Genomic DNA, 15,590 nt, shown 5'->3' on the forward strand with positions numbered 1-15,590 from the left:
GGCGCCAGGAGACGCCGGTGACCGCCACGGGTGCGGTGCTTCCCGGACGGGCCGCCGCCCTGGACCCCTGGCGCCTTCATAGGCGCAGGGTCCGGGACGTGCCCGTCCGGTGGCACCACGGGGTCAGGCCTGGGTGCTGCGGCGGCGCGAGTAGAGCACGACTCCGGCCGCGGCGGCGATGCTGCCTGCGCCGGCGAGCATCAGTGCGCTGTTCTCGATGCCGTTGCTGCCACCGAGCCCGCTGGGCACCCCGCCCTCACCAGCAGGGCTCAACGCCCCACACAGTGCCGGGTTGGTGGCCTCAGCCGGCAGGGACTCGTCCAGGTCGCTGGCGCCGGCGCCGTCCATGTCGTACTCGCCGTTGTCGTTGACATCGATGCCGTGCACGACGATGACCGACTCGGTCAAGTCCTCGGCGGCGTCGAAGCCCTCGGGCACGGTGAAGGTGCGCTCGTACATCACCTCACCACCAGGAGCCGTGGGGAACCGGTCGACCGCCAGGCCGCTGTCCGGGCTGACGTCGCCCTCGGTGGTCAGCGACGCGACGATGCCACCGTAGAACGGCGCGCCCTCGGAGGTGTTGACCAAGCCGTCACCGTCCTCGTCGGCGTCGCCGCCCGGGCAGCTGCCTTCGCCTTCCTCCGGGTAGTGGATGTGCTGGGCGTGCGGCTGGTCGGCCAGCAGACCGGACGCGGTCACCGTCACGGTCAGCTGGTCACCCTCGACAGTGACCTCAGCGGTGCCGCTGGCACCTGAGCTGTTGAGCGCGCCGAGCTGCGCGACGTAGGTCTCCGCGCCGTCGTGGGCGTCGGCGAACGCCGCTGCGGGAAAGAGGAGAGGGAGGGCGAGGGCGGCGGCAACCGCGATCGGCTTGCGCATATGTGCTCCTTGGAAGTCCCGGTAGGCGCACTTGCCACGCCGCTGCATCCGGTACTTCGATGACCATAAGTGAAAAATGTGATCTGCGCCGCATGTGCTGCCACCCCTGAGATGAACAGCGCTGTTCGTTCGGCGACACATCAAGCAAACGTCCACCGCTCCTCGGCACGAACCGCAACGGACATCCCACCTCCTGGTGCATACATCCAGGACCTGCTGGCCGTCTGACATCTGTGCACGTGAGAACAGGCAGAAGCCTGTTCTGCGACAAAGTGACCCAGGCCATATTTGTCGCATCCACGCTCGGGGATCACGGGAAGCAGAGAACCATGAAGCGCACACGTATGACGGCTGCCCTTGCGGCCGGCGCCGAGTGTCCCTCACAGGGCTGGCGACCTCGGCGATCGCCATCTCGAGCACCATCGACCTGACCACTTTGAGTCCGACCCAGGTGGCCGAGAGCCTGGTCGGACCTGGGGTCACGGTGTCCGGCATGACCTACATCGGCAACGCCGGAGCGGCAGGCACCTTCGCGGGGGGTCTTCCGTCAGCCGGCTTCGACACAGGCGTCGTGATGAGCAGCGGCGCCATCTCCAACACGGTCGGCTCCAACAACGTCAGCGAGTCCACTACGACCATCTTTGGCGCGCCGGGCGACAGCGATCTCGACGTGCTCATCCCGCAGACCACCAACGACGCGGCAGTCCTGGAGTTCGACTTCACCGCCGACGCCGACACGGTCTTCTTCCAGTACGTCTTCGGCTCCGACGAGTACCTCGAGTACGTCAACAGCACCTACAACGACGTCTTCGCGTTCTTCGTCAACGGCGTCAACTGTGCCACCGTGCCCGACCCGGCTGACCCGACCCTCACCGCCCCGGTGGCGGTCAACACCATCAACCCCGGTGCCAACGCTGTCCTCTACCGGGACAACCCGGTGGCCTCCCCGTCGGTGCTCTCCACCGAGCTCGACGGGCTCACGGTGCCGCTGACGTGCATGGCAGCTGTCAACCCCGCCCCGGCGACGAACACGATGAAGCTGGCCATCGCGGACGCCTCGGACTCCAGCCTGGACAGCGCGGTGTTCCTCGCCGAAGGGTCGCTGTCCACCACGCCACCGGAGGGCACCGGCAAGGTCACCGGCGGCGGACGTCTCGACGTCGACGGCGGCTCGGTGACACTGGGCACCGTCGCGATCCAGGACGAGCAGGGGCTGCGCGGCAACCTGCAGGTCAACGACCACCGCGACGGCAACAGGTTCCACGGCTACTCGGTGGACTCCCTCGTGGTCACCGACACCACGGCGACGTGGTCCGGCTCCAGCAAGCTCAACGGTCAGGACGGCTACACCTTCGAGGCCACTGTCGTGGACAACCGCAACGGCAACGCGGCCAAGAAGGGCGACCCCGACACGGTCGCGATCACCGTCTACGACGGTGAGGGTGCCGAGGTCTGGTCGCTGTCGGCCACCGACCTGACCCGGGGCAACATCACGGTCCACACCGAGGAGTAGTCCCCTCGCGTCGACCGCGCGCAGCACCCCCGCCGGGCAGTTCGGCGGGGGTGCTGCTGTGTGTCACTCAGCGCTGCGACAGACACGACGGCCGCCTGGCGCAGCGGCGCCGGTAGCGGGACAGTGGTGTCAGCGGAGCCGACGGGGGCCGACTCGGGAAGGAGCACCATGATCCTCGTCGTCGGAGCGACCGGCATGCTGGGGGGCCGGATCACCCAGGGCCTGCTGAGCCGTGGGGAGGAGGTGCGCGTCCTGGTCCGCAGCGAGGCCGCCGCGCAGCAGCTGGCCGCTGCGGGTGCCAGACCTGTCATCGGGGACCTGAAGGACGCCGAGTCACTGGCGGCCGCCTGCGCAGGGGCCGACACCGTCGTCACCACCGCCAACTCGGCCATGCGCACCGAGCCGGACACGGTCGACTCGGTGGACCGGCAGGGCAACGCGCACCTGGTCGCGGCGGCCGAGCAGGCCGGCGTGGACCGGTTCGTCTACGTCTCGGCCCTGGGCGCCGCCCCCGGCCACCCGGTGCCGCTGCTGAGCGCCAAGGGCGAGACGGAGCAGCGGCTGCGCGCCAGCACGATGACCTGGACGGTGCTGCAGCCCAACGCCTTCATGGACGTCTACGTCCCGATGGTCTTCGCCGCTCCTGCCCTCGCGGGGACGCCGGTCACGATCGTCGGCGAGGGCCGCCAGCAGCACTCGCTGGTGGCACTGAGCGACGTGGCGGCCTATGCGCTGGCCGCCTACGACCACCCGGCAGCCGAGGACGCGACGCTGGTCATCGGCGGCCCCGAACCCGTCACCTGGCGCGACGTCGTGGCAGCCCTGGAGTCCGAGCTCGGCCGCGACATCGAGCTGCGCACCGTCTCCCCGGGTGAACCTGTGCCGGGCCTGCCGGAGAACGTGGCCCAGCTGCTCGCCACGTTCGACACCTTCGACTCCCCCGTCGACATGTCAGAGATGTCGCACACCTACGGGGTGCAGCCCACACGGCTGCAGGACTTCGTCGCCGCGCTGGCCGCCTCCACCCGCACCTGACAGCCGTGGTCACGCCGCCGTCGTGAGCCGGTCGGGTGCCCGGACCGCCGCTATAGAGTGAAGGATGCTGATCGGGCGCGACACCGAGCGGCGGGCCGTCGACTCCCTCGTGGCCGGCGCGCGGCTGGGGCGCAGCGGCGTCCTGGTCCTCACCGGTGAGGCGGGCATCGGCAAGACCGTCCTGCTGGGGTATGCCGCCGCGGCCGCCGAGGGGATGCAGGTCTACCGGCTGGTCGGGACCGAGCTGGAGCAGGACCTCGGGTTCGGTGGTCTCTCCCAGCTGGTGGGCGCCTCCACGCAGGACCTGGGGGGCCTGCCCGAGCCGCAGGCCCGAGCCCTCGCGGTGGCGCTGGACCTGCGCCCCGGCCCCTCCCCGGACCGGTTCGCCGTCGGGGCCGCCACCCTGGGGCTGCTCACGAGGCGCGCGGAGGAGGGCCCGGTGGCCGTGCTCGTCGACGACGCCCATCTGCTGGACCACCTCAGCGCGGCCGCCCTCGCCTTCGCCGCTCGCCGGCTGGTGGCCGACCCGATCCTGGTCGTGGCCGCCGTGCGCAGCGGTGAGCCCAGCCCGCTGCTGCAGGCAGGCCTGCCGGTGCTGGAGCTCAGGGGTCTCGACGTGCCCGCGGCCACGCAGCTGCTGGCGGCCGGCGACCCACCGGGTGCCGCCTCCGCAGGGTTCGTCACCGACGTGCCGGGTCTCGTGCGCGCCACGGGCGGCAACCCGCTGGCCCTGCTCGAGCTGCGGGCCCACCCGGAGCGGCTGGCGGCGGCCGGGCCCGACGGGCCGCTGCCCGTGACGGCTGCCGTGACCAGGGCGTTCCAGGCCAGGACCGAGCGGCTCAGCGCCGCCGCCAGGACCGCGCTCCTGGTCGCTGCAGCCGGGGGCACCGACCGCCGGTTGGTCACCCGCGCCTGCCGCTCGCTCGGCGTCGACCCCGTGCACCTGGTCGAGGCTGCCGACGTGGGCCTGGTGTCGACGCAGGGCGCCACCGTCACCTTCCGCCACCCACTGGTCCGCGCTGCCGTCTACCACGCCGCGCGGCCGGCCGACCGTCGCGCCGCCCATGCGGCACTGGCTGCGGCGACGTCCGAGGCCGACCCCGACCACCGTGCCTGGCACCTGGCGGCGGCGGTCCCGGACACCGACGCTGTGGCGGCGGACGCGCTCGAGGAGGTGGCCGACCGGGCACGGTCGCGAGCGGCATACGACGTGGTGGCCAGTGCGCTGAGCAGGGCAGGCTGGCTCTCGCCCGAGGAGCAGGACCGTTCGCGCCGCCTGGTCAGCGCTGCGGAGGCGGCCTGGGTCGCGGGGCAGGCCGACCGCGCGCGAGCGATGCTCGACGAGGTGGACGCCGACGCCACACCCGACCTGCTGGCTCGTGCCGGCCGGCTGCGCGGCACCCTCGCGGCGCTCACCGGGTCGCTCCCGGAGGCGATCGAGGTGCTCAGCAGCACGGCCGAGCAGGTGCGGGACACCCGCCCCGAGCTGGCTGTCGAGCTGTGGGCGGACGGCGTGAAGGCCGGCTTCTTCCAGGCCGACACGGCCTTCCTGCGCCGGGCCGTGACGGCGCTGGACGCGCTGCTGCCGCTGGTGCGCTCCTCCCGGATCGCCGTCGTCGGTGAGCTCGCCTCCGGCATGGCCCGCACGCTCACCGGCCAGGCCGGCAGCGAGCAGATCCGCCGGGCGGTCGACCAGCTGGCCGAGAGCGACCTGCTGCGGTCGGACCCGCTGCGCGCCGACTGGCTGGTCCTCGGGCCGCTCTACCTGCGTGAGGAGGGCAGGTACCGCGCCCTGGTGCACGAGGCCCTGGAGGACACCCGCACCGGGGCTGCGCTGGGGGCCCTGGGGCACCTGCTGTTCCACGTCGCGCTGGACGACGCCGCCGGGGACCGCTGGTCCAGCGCGGAGTCGGAGTACCACGAAAGCATCGGGCTCGCCCGTGAGTCCGGGCAGAGCACCGACGTCGCCCTGGCGCTGGCCGGACTGGCCTGGCTGGAGGCGCGGATGGGCCGGGAGGACGGCTGTCGCGCGCACGCGGCGGAGGCACTCGCGCTGGGCGACGAGCACGGCATCGTCATCGCACGCGTCTGGGCGCTGCTGGCCCTCGGCGAGCTCGAGCTGGGCGGCGGACGGGCGGACCCGGCACTCGAGCACCTCGGGCAGGTGCGGCGCGAGCTCTCCTTCAGCGGGCTGCAGGACATGGACCTGCACCCCGGGGTCGACCTGGTCGAGGCGCTGGTGCGGGTGGGGCAGCGGGAGGAGGCGCGCGTGCTCGCCGTCGACTACCACCGGCTCAGCGCGGTCAAGGGGCAGCCGTGGGCGCTGGCCCGGGCGGAGCGGGCCCTGGGCATGACGGCCGCGCCGGACGAGGCCGACACGCACTTCGCCGCTGCGGCCCGGCTGCACGCCGAGACCCCGGACGTCTTCGAGACCGCCCGGACCGCGCTGCTGCACGGGGCGTCGCTGCGCCGGCGACGTCGGCGGCGGGAGGCCCGCACGCACCTGCGGGAGGCACTGGCGGCGTTCGAGCAGCTGGGTGCCGCGCAGCGAGCCGAGCAGGCCGTGCAGGAGCTGGCGGCCACCGGGGAGACGGTGCAGCGGCGCGGCGCCGGCGTGCTCACCACCCTGACACCCCAGGAGCGCCAGATCGCCGAGCTGCTGGCGCAGGGCCGCACCACCCGCCAGGCCGCGGCCGCGCTCTTCCTCAGCCCGAAGACGGTGGAGTACCACCTGCGTCACGTCTACGACAAGCTCGGGGTCAACAGCCGGGACGACCTCGCCGTGGTTGTCACCCAGCGGTCCGGCGCACTGACCTGACAGTCGCACCGCGTCCGGGGTGCCGTACGCCGTCAGACCAGCTCTGCGAGCAGCTGCGCCGCACGCGCCGCGCCGTCCGTCTCGACCGCGCGGTAGTCGACCTCGCGCCCCACCTCGGCCACGATGGCAGCGGCCAGCACGTCGGGGTCCACCGCCTCCTCGTAGGGCAGGTGCCTACCGGCGCCGTAGCGGTCCAGACGGTGCCGGACGTGGTAGCTCTGCTCGAAGTGGTTGCGCAGCGGCACGTAGAGGAACGGCCGCCGGCCGGCGGTCAGCTCCATGCAGGTGGTCAAACCGCCCTGGACGACCGCGAGGTCGGCGGCCACCAGGTGCCGGTGCAGGTCGGGCAGGTAGCCGCACACCGTGGCCCCCCGGCGGCGCGGCAGCGAGCCCGGGTCGATCCGCGGCCCGGTCACCACGACGAAGCGCAGGTCGGGCGCCTGCCGCCGGGCGAGCGGCACGGCGTCCATCACCCGGTCCAGCAGTGCCCTGCCCACTCCGGTGCCGCCGACGGTGACCACGCAGGTGCGCCGGTCCGACGGCATACCGAGCTCGGCGCGCAGCTGGCCCCGCTCCGGGAGCGCGGCGACGTCGAACCCGCTGACGTAGCCCGCGTAGGTGAAGTTGTCGGCCATCCAGTCACGGATGTCGGGCAGCCCGGGCCCGAAGGAGGCCGGGACCACGTCCTCGGGCGAGCCGACGAAGACCGAGCGGTCGCGCACCCTGGCGAACCGGGCCCGCTGCTCGATCATCTCGGCGTTGTAGTCGGCCGTCAGCGCCGCCTCCTCCGGCCCCCCGGAGGGCATCGGGAGCCAGCCGACGAAGTCGGTCATCCAGGCGAAGGCGAACCGCTTGAGCTCGGGGTTCTCGTGCAGCAGGTGGTCGACGTCCCAGGCCTCATCGGCGACGACCAGGTCGTAGGCGTCCTGCTCGACGACGTCACGGAAGACCATGAAGTTGTTGACCAGGATCGAGTCCATCCGGCGGATCGCCTGGAAGGCGTTGAGGTCGTGCTCCCCGCACTCGTGCTCGAAGATCCGTGACTCGCTGGCCAGCCAGGCCGAGGCGGGGTGCACCCGCTCGCCGTGGGCCTGCAGCACCTCGGTGACCGGGTGCTGGGCCAGCCAGTCGACCTGGATGTCGGGCTCGAGCCGGCGCAGCGCGTCCACGATCGCCAGGTCGCGGGTGGCGTGCCCCAGCCCGATGGGTGAGGAGAGGTAGAGCACCCGCCGCGGGCGGGTGCCGGCGCGGGTCCAGCTCACCGGCTCCGGCTCCGGCGGAGCGGGGTGCAGGGTGCGCACGAAGTCGTGGACCAGGGTGTTGACCCGCACCGGGTCGCGCAGCAGGAGCCCGTGGCCACCGCCGTCGACCAGGACGAGGCCGGCGCCGGTGAGCTCGGCCAGCCGCCGGCCGACGGCGTCGGTGCGCACCCGGTCGTCGGTCCCGTGCACGACCAGCACCGGGCAGGTGACCTGGCGGCAGGCGTCCTCGAACGGCTCGCACCGCACCCCGTCGCAGCCGAGCCGGCCCGCTGTGGCGTCGGCCAGGGTCTGCGGGTCGGTCTCGGCCGACCACCCCATCCCGTCCTCACGCTGCTTGGTCGAGTGGGGCTCGGAGAACATCTGGTCGAAGAAGAAGCGCCGGAACGCGGCGAAGTCTCCCTCCAGCCAGTAGTGCCGGTTGTACCGCGCCCAGCCCTCGGTGGTGTCCAGCCGCTCCTCGAAGCCGTAGCGCTCCCGTCCCGGCTGCGCCACCTGCACCCCGCAGGAGGGCGAGATGGCCACGATGCCGGTCACCCGCTCCGGGTGGGCGGCCGCGGCGAGGACCGACCACACCGTCCCGCAGGACAGCGCGACGAGCACGGCCTGCTCGGTCCCGGTGGCGTCCAGCACGGCGACGGCGTCCTCGGCGCAGACGTCGTTGGCGTAGGAGGCTGCGCCGGCCGGGCGGTCCGAGTCGCCGGTGCCGCGACCGTCATACGTCAGCACGCGGAAGTGCCGGGCGAGGTAGCCGACCTGGCACTTCCAGATGCGGGAGTCCACGATCTGCCAGGTCGGCATCAGGAGCAGGGTGGTCGGGCCCTCGCCGTAGGACTTCCACGCCAGGCGGACACCGTCGCGCTCGGTGACGCCGACGGCGTCCGGCTCCTTGGCCGTGAGCGCCTTGGGCCTGCTCCCGGTCATCCGGCTCACACCCGGATCCCGAAGACGTTGTTGAACGGGGTGGTGGCCACGGTCTCGAAGCGGGTGAACCCGGCCTCGGCGGCGACCTCCCGGATCCGGGCGGGGCCGGCCTGGGTGCCGAGAGCCGCACCGACGTCCTGGGACAGCGACGCCGGGGTGCACAGCAGGGTGGAGAAGGCGTAGTAGGCCCGGCCCACCGGGTTGAAGTTCTCCTCCGGGGCGTCCCCGGCCACCGGCTCGACGACCATCCAGGTCCCCTCCGGGGCCAGCAGCTCACGCACGTGCCGGGCCGCGCCGACCGGGTCGCCCATGTCGTGCAGGCAGTCGAACATGGTCACCAGGTCGTAGCCCGCGTCGGGGTGCTGGTCGGCACTGCCGACCCGGAAGGTCACCCGGTCCTGCACGCCGGCCTCGTCCGCCCGCTCGCGGGCGATGTCGACCGACTCGGCGTGGTAGTCGGTGCCGACGAAGGTGCTGGCCGGGAAGGCCTGGGCCATGATGATCGTCGATGCGCCGTAGCCGCAGCCGATGTCGGCGACCCGGGCGCCCCGCTCGAGCTTGGGCACCACGCCGTCGAGGGCCGGCAGCCAGGCACCGGCCAGGCTGGCCAGGTAGCTGGGGCGGAAGAAGCGCTCGCAGCCCAGGTGCACGTCGACGTTGTGCGCGTGCCAGCCCAGCCCCGCGCCGTTGCGTGCGGCCGCCAGGATCTCCGGGGTGTCCCGGACCGTACCGTGCGCGATCTGGAACAGGCCCTGCAGGTATGCCGGGCTGTCCGGCTCGGTGAGCGCGACGGCGTGCTCGGCGGGCAGGGTGTAGCGGCCCGACGACGGGTCGTAGTCGACGAACTCCCCCGCGGCCTGGGCGTTCAGCCACTCCCGGGCGTAGGGCTCGTCGGTGGACGTCTCGTCCGCCAGCTCGGCGGGGGTGATCGGGCCGTGGTCGGCCATCGTGCGGTAGTAGCCGAGCTGGTCGCCGAGCACGACCAGGGCCGCGTTGAGCGCGGCACCGACCTCGCCGACGGCACGGAAGACGAACGACATGAGCCGCTCCTCGTCGATGGCGGCCGGCTCCGGGGTGTCGCGGTGATCGGTCTCAGGGTGCTGGGTCGTGGTTGCCATGGTGGGGCCTTCCTGTCTCCACTGTGGACGGTCCGGCGGCTCCTGACCATCCCTGGACCTTCAGGCTCCGCCGCGGTGGCCCGTCAGCGCATCAGGTGGACCCCCTAGTCCACGCCGGCCCGCGCGGTCACCTGACCCCGCCGGTGCACCTCTGGATAGGCTGCGCGAGTGGAGGGGACACGATCGCGAGGACCTGAGTCGCGCGTCGCGCTGCTGATCGACGCGGAGAACGCCCCGGCCACGGCCATCGAGCTGGTGCTGAGCAAGGTCACGCAGCACGGAGTGGTCCATGTGCGCCGGGCCTACGGCAACTGGAAGAACCCGCAGCTGCGCCCCTGGGAGGAGTGCCTGCACGCCCTGGCGATCCGTCCCATGCAGCAGTTCGGCTACACCGCGCAGAAGAACGCCACCGACATCGCCATGGTCATCGACGCCATGGATCTCATGCACACCGGCAGCGTCGACGGCGTCGCGCTGATGTCGAGCGACGCCGACTTCACCCCGCTGGTCATGCGCCTGCTCTCGAACGGCGTGAAGGTCTACGGGTACGGCGAGCGCAAGACACCGGCCGCCTTCGTGAACGCCTGCTCGGAGTTCACCTACGTCGATGAGGCGCCCTCCTCCGACAGCAAGGCCACACCAGCCAAGGTCACACCAGCCAAGGCCACGCCGGCCAACACCCCGCGTCGCTCGACCAACGAGCTACGTGGGGACACCCGCCTGACCACCCTCCTCCGCTCCGCGGTCGGTGCCGCCAAGGCCAAGGACGGGTGGTCAGCACTCTCAGCGGTGGGGGCTCAGATCAGCGCCCAGCAGTCTTCCTTCGCCCCCAGCGACTACGGCTTCAGCAAGCTGGGCGACCTCATCGAGGCCTCAGGCCTCTTCGAGATCCGCCGCACAGGCACGGTTGTCAGCGTCCGTGATCCGCGCAAGGCCTGACCTGGCTGTGCCAGCATGGCGCCATGGTCACGGTGTCGCGCCTGCAGTTCGCCCCGGTCAAGGGACTGTCCGTGGTCGAGTGCGACGAGGTCCGCCTCGAGGCCGACGGGGTGGCCGAGGACCGTCGGCTCTACCTGCTCGCCGAGGACGGCTCGGTCGCGACGCTGCGCGAGCACCCCGGCCTGGCCGCTGTCACGCCGGCGCTGGACCTCACGGCAGGCACCGTGTCGCTGGCCTTCCCCGACGGCCCGACGTTGACCGGCAGCCTGGACGCGGTCGGTGAGCCGGTGAGCGCCACCCTCTACGGCCGAGAGCGGCCGGGCCGTGTGCTGCAGGGGCCGCTGGGCGAGGCCCTCAGCGCGTATGCCGGAGCCCGCCTGCGTCTGGTGCTGCACGACCGCGCCGGGTTGGGCTGGGACGAGGGACCGGTCACCGTCATCTCCCGTGCCTCGATGGCCGACCTGGCGCCGGGCGACGACGTCGAGCGGGCCCGGCGCTTCCGCATGCTCGTCGAGGTGGACGGGCCGACGGCATACGAGGAGGACGGCTGGGTGGGGCACCGGCTCACCGTCGGGTCGACACAGCTCGAGGTGACCGAGCGGCTCGGCCGGTGCGTGGTCATCACCCGTTCCCCCGACTCCGGCCGGCCGGACTGGGCGGGCCTGAAGCAGCTGGTGACCGTGCGCGGCGACATCGGGCTCGGGGTCATCGCGCGCGTGACCACCCCCGGCACACTCCGGGTCGGTGACCGGGTCGAGGTCGGCGCCCCGACGGGCTGAGCCCACGGCACCGACAGCGGCCGCGACACCCGTCCGGGTGCCGCGGCCGCCGCCTGCTGCGGGTCGGGGTCAGTTCAGCGAAGCCACCTGCTTGCTGAAGTTCTTGCCACTGCCGTCCGGCCGGTAGTTGCGCTCCACGTTGCCGGCCGAGTCGACCGAGAACCAGTGGATCCGGGTGCCCTCGGCGACGGTGAGGGTCTCGCCGTCCTCGCGGACGCCGGCGGAGGCATACATCTCCGACTCGAAGGTCGGGGTCGACCCGTCCGTGGTGTAGAACACCGCGGCCGGCTCGGAGACCTCGAACTCCACGTCGACCATGCCCGGCTCGGTGCTGGGCATGACCTCCAGGCTGCTGGTCGGGCGCTGCTTGTCCTTGCCGAAGTCGTAGGCGACCCGGAGGAGCTCGACGAGGCCGTTGGCATACTCCTGCGACTCGTCGTGCGCCGACGCACCGGTGGGGTCCTCGTTGGTGAAGGGCGGCTGGAAGGACCTGCCGACCTCGAAGTTCCACGCGTAGATGCCGTGCTTGTACCAGAGCATGTCACCGGAGTTGCCGGCCGCCGAGTAGAGCACGTCGACGATCGGGCCGGTGCGAGCCGGCGTGACCGACAGGCCGCGGTGCCGCTTGATCTCCGTGAGGATGCGCGAGGACGAGCCCCAGAAGAACCCCTCCTCCTCCAGCGAGGGCCGGGGCGCGGTGACGCGTCCGGGCAGCGCGTAGGCGCCGGGTGACCACATGAAGTAGTTGCCCGAGCTGTGCAGGTTCATCGCGAACTTGATGTTGGGGTTGGTGCTCGCGATCCAGTCGACGTTGGCGCTCTCCGGCTCGCTCAGCTCGTTCGGGCCGGCGAAGACACCGCTGAAGCACGTGGTGGACGCTCCCGAGAAGCCGTCGAACAGGCTGTACTCGTCGTAGTTGCGGTTGTTGTCCACACCCCAGGCGTTGCGGGCGTTGACATCGGAGTAGATCGTGTCCGCGCAGTAGTTCGTCATGTTCTTGCGCTGGAAGGCGTAGTCGTAGAACGAGTAGTGCCCACCGTCGGGGTTGATGGACGGCGCGATCCAGATGTCGAGGTTGTTGACCAGTTGCTTGGTGGCACCGTCGCTCTGGTAGTTGCGCAGCAGGCGCTCCGCGGTCTCGATGGTCACCAGCGGCGGCACCCACTCCCGGGCGTGCTCCTGGGCGTAGGCCAGCACACCCATCTTGGAGCCGTCGCGCACCTTGCCGATGCGCAGCGCGTAGACCGGGTGCGGGTCACGCGAGACACTGTCGGGAGCGTTGAGGTTGTCGCTCAGGTCGTCCGAGCCGGCCTCGGCGATGCCACCACCGGAGTTGCCGCGGTAGGTGTAGGCGACCACCAGGTCGCTCGCGGCCGGGTGGGCGTTGACCGCCGCGACGACCTCGGCCGCCGTGCTGGTCAGGGCACCGCTGGAGTCGGTCGCCAGGCTGACCGAGACCCGGTCGCCGACCACACTGACGCTCAGCGGGGAGTCGGCCACCCCGGGGTCGACGAGCTCGACGCTCAGGTCGTTGCCACCCTCGTGGCCCCAGGCCCGCGAGTCGAAGGCCACGGCTGTGTTGGTGAAGCTGCCCAAGACGGTCTGGGCGAGCCGCCGGTAGCCGTTGGTCTCGTAGGGCAGCTCGACGATCTCGGCGATGTCGGGGAACTCCTCGGCCAGCGCGTGGATGCGGTCGTAGAGCTCGGTCGGGGTGAGGTATGAGGTGATGAAGTCCTTCTGGTACTTCGGACCGATCTCCTCCTCACCCTCGACCGGCAGCCAGTCGTCGACCTTGGCGGTCGCGGTGTCACCGGTCGGGCTGGTGATGCGGATGTAGTCGGGGCGGGTCGCGACCGCCGCGGCGCCACGGTGGTAGAGGTAGACACCGGCGTCGACGAAGGCACGGATGTCCTGCGTGCCGCCGGAGCCGAGCTCGGTGCCCGGGCCGCTGTCGCGCTCGACGGTCATCTCGGACCTGTCGGTCTGGCCGTCGGCGAACTTGGCCTCGACCGACAGGAAACCCTGGCCGAAGCTGGTGTAGTAGTCGGCGCGGATGATCCTGACGTCGGAGACCGCTGCGGCCTCGGCTGCAGCGGCGAACTCGGTGTTCTCGGCACGAGCGGCCGACAGGGTCGCCTCGCGCTCCTCGATCGCGGCCTCGGAGTCCTGCGGCGTGAAGATGGTGCGCTCGAGCTCGAAGCCCTGCGCCTTCAGACGGGCCTGCTGGCTGGGCGTCACCACGGCCTTGGCGTGGATGCTCCCGTCCTCGTCGGCGTGGACGCCGTGGTCCAGGTCGACGCCGGTCTCGACCAGCCTGTCGAGCTCTGCGGTGTCGGCGACGTGGACCTCGACGACGCTGGCTTCCTCCTCGGCCTCGTTGACCACCTCGGACTGACCTTCGGACCCGGCAGCGAGGCCTGTGGGCACGAAGGTCGCAGCGACCAGGCCCACCAACGCGGCCAGCGCCGCGAAGAGCACGAACATGCGGTTGCGTAATGCCATCGACATACTCGACATCTCCTTCGTGGGCATGCCTCAGTGACGGTGGCATGCCCGGATGACATGGGAAGGACACACGTGGCCCGGAGGGCCTCGTGATCTGCCGCGTCGCGTTGCGCGGCATCACGATCCGGAGATCGAGGACGTCTGACGTTCCACCATTCCTAGTGGCCCACCTCACACCGCGTCAAGGAGAACCGGCGGGTAACCAGCGAGATCGCGGTATTTCGCCCATCTGCGCCTGCGAAGGATGACTGCAACATCACGTCGGCGACGCCAGGTCCGCGGAAAGCACCCATGTTGCGGTGACGCTGCTGTCAGGCGGCGCGGCGTCACGGTGGCGAGGGCCCCTACTGGCGCCTCACTTAATACCCCCCGGGCTTGCCGTCGCGGTGCCGACGGCGCGACTGTCATCGACGTCCGTGAGGCGGCGGAGTATGTCGACGGTCACGTCCCCGGCGCGGTCCTCATGCCGATGAGCCGTCTGCCCTCCCACACCCACGAGCTCGACATGAGCCGGCCGGTCTACCTGATCTGCGCCAGCGGCAACCGCAGCCGGGCGATGGCCGACTTCCTCCAGCGCTCCGGCTTCGACGCCGGCTCGGTCAGCGGCGGCACCACGGGGTGGGTCAGCTCGGGTCATCCCGTGGTCAGCGGCAGGCACGCGAGCTAGCCGGAGCTCTCCCTCGCCTCTTCCTCCTCCTCGCGCTCGCGCCGGGTGTCCTCCTGCTGCTGCCGGATGACGACGAAGGTCGCCGCGGCGAGGACGAGGCCGGCCACCACGGCGGCGACGACCACACCGGACTCCCCCACCCAGTCCTCCAGCAGGTTGCGTGTGGAGGAGGTGGGGTCGGCCAGAGCCACTGCCACGAAGACGGCCACGAGGAGCGAGGCGAGGATCGGCGGCACCGCCGCCCAGCGCCCGGTCCAGCCCATGCGCTCACGCATGATCCGGCCGGCCTTGACGATGCGACCGGCCCGCAGGAAGCGCAGGGCGCCGAAGACGCGGAGCAGGCGCAGCAGCTGCACCGGGCCGACTGCCAGCACCACGCCGACGATGATGACCAGCGTGAGCAGGATGAGCCACAGGTGCTTGCGGATCCAGCGACGCTTGTCCTGCGAGACCACGAAGAGCACCACGGTCTCCCCCACGAGGACCGCGCCGGTCAGCCAGTTGACCACTGTCCCGGCCGTCTCGTAGGGGTCGTCGAGCAGGGTGAGGAAGACCGCCGGCACCGACACCAGGGCCGCCAGCAGCACGGGCAGCGCCAGCCGCTCCTGCCAGCGCTCCTCCGGGTCCTTGCCCTGCTCGTCGCTCACGTCGCCGTCGCCCACGTCGTTGCTGGTCCCTTCGTCGTGCGGACCATGCTAGGGGGGTGACATACGGTTGGCTCATGGACGACCAGGCACACATCGCTCCCCCCGGCGTCGACGACGCGACGGTCGAGGCGGTCGGCCGCCTCACCGAGGCCCTGGAGACCGTGGAGCGTGCCCGCGGGCACCTCTACTCCTTCCACCAGCTCACGGGCGAGGCCGACTTCAAGATCGGCGACGCCGTCGACCAGCTGCGTGCCGCCGGGCACACCGCGCTGGCCGACCGGCTCAGCACCGAGATCGTGGGACGCAACGTGCTTCCGGGCCGGTGGACCTTCCAGGTCATGGAGGAGTACGACGACGGCTACTGGGAGCCGCTGCGCGCGGCCGAGCGCGACGTGCGCGACCAGCTGGTCGGCGGCAAGCGGCACCTGGCCGAGGCACGGCTGAAGGAGGATCGGCGCAGCCATGGTCACCCCGGACACGAGGCCAGGCCCGACGAGAGCTGACCCC

Annotated in this window: 12 protein-coding genes; 7 read left to right on the forward strand and 5 right to left on the reverse strand. The window is 71.6% G+C overall.

Annotated features, from left to right (window positions below; genetic code table 11):
• Positions 1–123 precede the first annotated feature (123 nt).
• On the reverse strand, positions 124–879 hold the full coding sequence (locus LVO85_RS15060) for a hypothetical protein (protein WP_232748316.1): 756 nt from the start codon (positions 877–879) through the stop codon (positions 124–126).
• Positions 880–1,330: 451 nt separating this feature from the next.
• On the opposite strand from LVO85_RS15060, the gene LVO85_RS15065 reads away from it, so the two are divergent.
• The 3 genes from LVO85_RS15065 to LVO85_RS15075 all read left to right on the forward strand — a co-directional run bounded on the left by LVO85_RS15065 (position 1,331) and on the right by LVO85_RS15075 (position 6,245).
• Entirely contained in the window at positions 1,331–2,392 is a 1,062-nt protein-coding gene (locus LVO85_RS15065) for a choice-of-anchor L domain-containing protein (RefSeq protein ID WP_332875453.1), read from the forward strand.
• A gap of 168 nt (positions 2,393–2,560) precedes the next feature.
• Entirely contained in the window at positions 2,561–3,427 is an 867-nt protein-coding gene (locus LVO85_RS15070) for an SDR family oxidoreductase (protein ID WP_232748318.1), read from the forward strand.
• Positions 3,428–3,491: 64 nt separating this feature from the next.
• The gene (locus tag LVO85_RS15075) at positions 3,492–6,245 is read left to right on the forward strand and encodes an ATP-binding protein (protein WP_232748319.1); all 2,754 of its coding nucleotides are present in this window, start codon (positions 3,492–3,494) and stop codon (positions 6,243–6,245) included.
• A gap of 32 nt (positions 6,246–6,277) precedes the next feature.
• Here the strand turns inward: LVO85_RS15075 and LVO85_RS15080 are convergent, their stop codons facing one another.
• Together LVO85_RS15080 and LVO85_RS15085 are read right to left on the reverse strand one after the other, a co-directional pair.
• Positions 6,278–8,428, reverse strand: a complete 2,151-nt coding sequence (locus LVO85_RS15080) for an alpha/beta hydrolase (protein WP_232748320.1) — start codon at positions 8,426–8,428, stop codon at positions 6,278–6,280.
• Positions 8,429–8,433: 5 nt separating this feature from the next.
• Positions 8,434–9,546 (reverse strand): class I SAM-dependent methyltransferase, encoded by a 1,113-nt coding sequence (locus LVO85_RS15085; protein ID WP_232748321.1) that lies wholly within the window; start codon positions 9,544–9,546, stop codon positions 8,434–8,436.
• Between the two features lie 168 nt (positions 9,547–9,714).
• Between LVO85_RS15085 and LVO85_RS15090 the strand changes: the two genes are divergently transcribed.
• Both LVO85_RS15090 and LVO85_RS15095 read left to right on the forward strand, forming a co-directional pair.
• Positions 9,715–10,485, forward strand: a complete 771-nt coding sequence (locus tag LVO85_RS15090; RefSeq protein WP_232748322.1) for an NYN domain-containing protein — start codon at positions 9,715–9,717, stop codon at positions 10,483–10,485.
• 23 nt (positions 10,486–10,508) lie between these two features.
• Positions 10,509–11,264: an MOSC domain-containing protein gene (locus tag LVO85_RS15095; protein WP_232748323.1), complete on the forward strand. Its 756-nt coding sequence runs from the start codon at positions 10,509–10,511 to the stop codon at positions 11,262–11,264.
• Between the two features lie 69 nt (positions 11,265–11,333).
• Here LVO85_RS15095 and LVO85_RS15100 read toward each other — a convergent pair whose 3' ends face one another.
• Complete coding sequence (locus LVO85_RS15100; protein ID WP_232748324.1) at positions 11,334–13,772, reverse strand: M14 family metallopeptidase; 2,439 nt, start codon at positions 13,770–13,772, stop codon at positions 11,334–11,336.
• A 241-nt stretch (positions 13,773–14,013) separates the two neighbouring features.
• Here LVO85_RS15100 and LVO85_RS15105 point away from each other — a divergent pair, with 241 nt between their 5' ends.
• Positions 14,014–14,436, forward strand: coding sequence for a rhodanese-like domain-containing protein (locus LVO85_RS15105; protein WP_232748325.1), 423 nt, complete (start codon positions 14,014–14,016; stop codon positions 14,434–14,436).
• Here LVO85_RS15105 and LVO85_RS15110 read toward each other — a convergent pair.
• A complete protein-coding gene (locus LVO85_RS15110) occupies positions 14,433–15,083 on the reverse strand; it encodes a hypothetical protein (RefSeq protein ID WP_232748326.1) in 651 nt (216 codons plus the stop codon). The genes LVO85_RS15105 and LVO85_RS15110 overlap by 4 nt on opposite strands.
• A gap of 74 nt (positions 15,084–15,157) precedes the next feature.
• Between LVO85_RS15110 and LVO85_RS15115 the strand changes: the two genes are divergently transcribed.
• Complete coding sequence (locus tag LVO85_RS15115; RefSeq protein WP_232748327.1) at positions 15,158–15,586, forward strand: hypothetical protein; 429 nt, start codon at positions 15,158–15,160, stop codon at positions 15,584–15,586.
• Positions 15,587–15,590: the final 4 nt, after the last annotated feature.

The sequence above is a fragment of the Ornithinimicrobium sediminis genome (assembly GCF_021272345.1).
GTDB classification, from domain to species: domain Bacteria; phylum Actinomycetota; class Actinomycetes; order Actinomycetales; family Dermatophilaceae; genus Ornithinicoccus; species Ornithinicoccus sediminis_B.

What these genes read in the sequence shown, in the direction of transcription:
- LVO85_RS15060 (WP_232748316.1), bottom strand. Translation starts at nt 879, where the DNA reads ATGCGCAAGCCGATCGCGGTTGCCGCCGCCCTCGCCCTCCCTCTCCTC.
- LVO85_RS15070 (WP_232748318.1), top strand. Translation starts at nt 2,561, where the DNA reads ATGATCCTCGTCGTCGGAGCGACCGGCATGCTGGGGGGCCGGATCACC.
- LVO85_RS15075 (WP_232748319.1), top strand. Translation starts at nt 3,492, where the DNA reads ATGCTGATCGGGCGCGACACCGAGCGGCGGGCCGTCGACTCCCTCGTG.
- LVO85_RS15080 (WP_232748320.1), bottom strand. Translation starts at nt 8,428, where the DNA reads ATGACCGGGAGCAGGCCCAAGGCGCTCACGGCCAAGGAGCCGGACGCC.
- LVO85_RS15085 (WP_232748321.1), bottom strand. Translation starts at nt 9,546, where the DNA reads ATGGCAACCACGACCCAGCACCCTGAGACCGATCACCGCGACACCCCG.
- LVO85_RS15095 (WP_232748323.1), top strand. Translation starts at nt 10,509, where the DNA reads ATGGTCACGGTGTCGCGCCTGCAGTTCGCCCCGGTCAAGGGACTGTCC.
- LVO85_RS15100 (WP_232748324.1), bottom strand. Translation starts at nt 13,772, where the DNA reads ATGTCGATGGCATTACGCAACCGCATGTTCGTGCTCTTCGCGGCGCTG.
- LVO85_RS15105 (WP_232748325.1), top strand. Translation starts at nt 14,014, where the DNA reads ATGACTGCAACATCACGTCGGCGACGCCAGGTCCGCGGAAAGCACCCA.
- LVO85_RS15115 (WP_232748327.1), top strand. Translation starts at nt 15,158, where the DNA reads ATGGACGACCAGGCACACATCGCTCCCCCCGGCGTCGACGACGCGACG.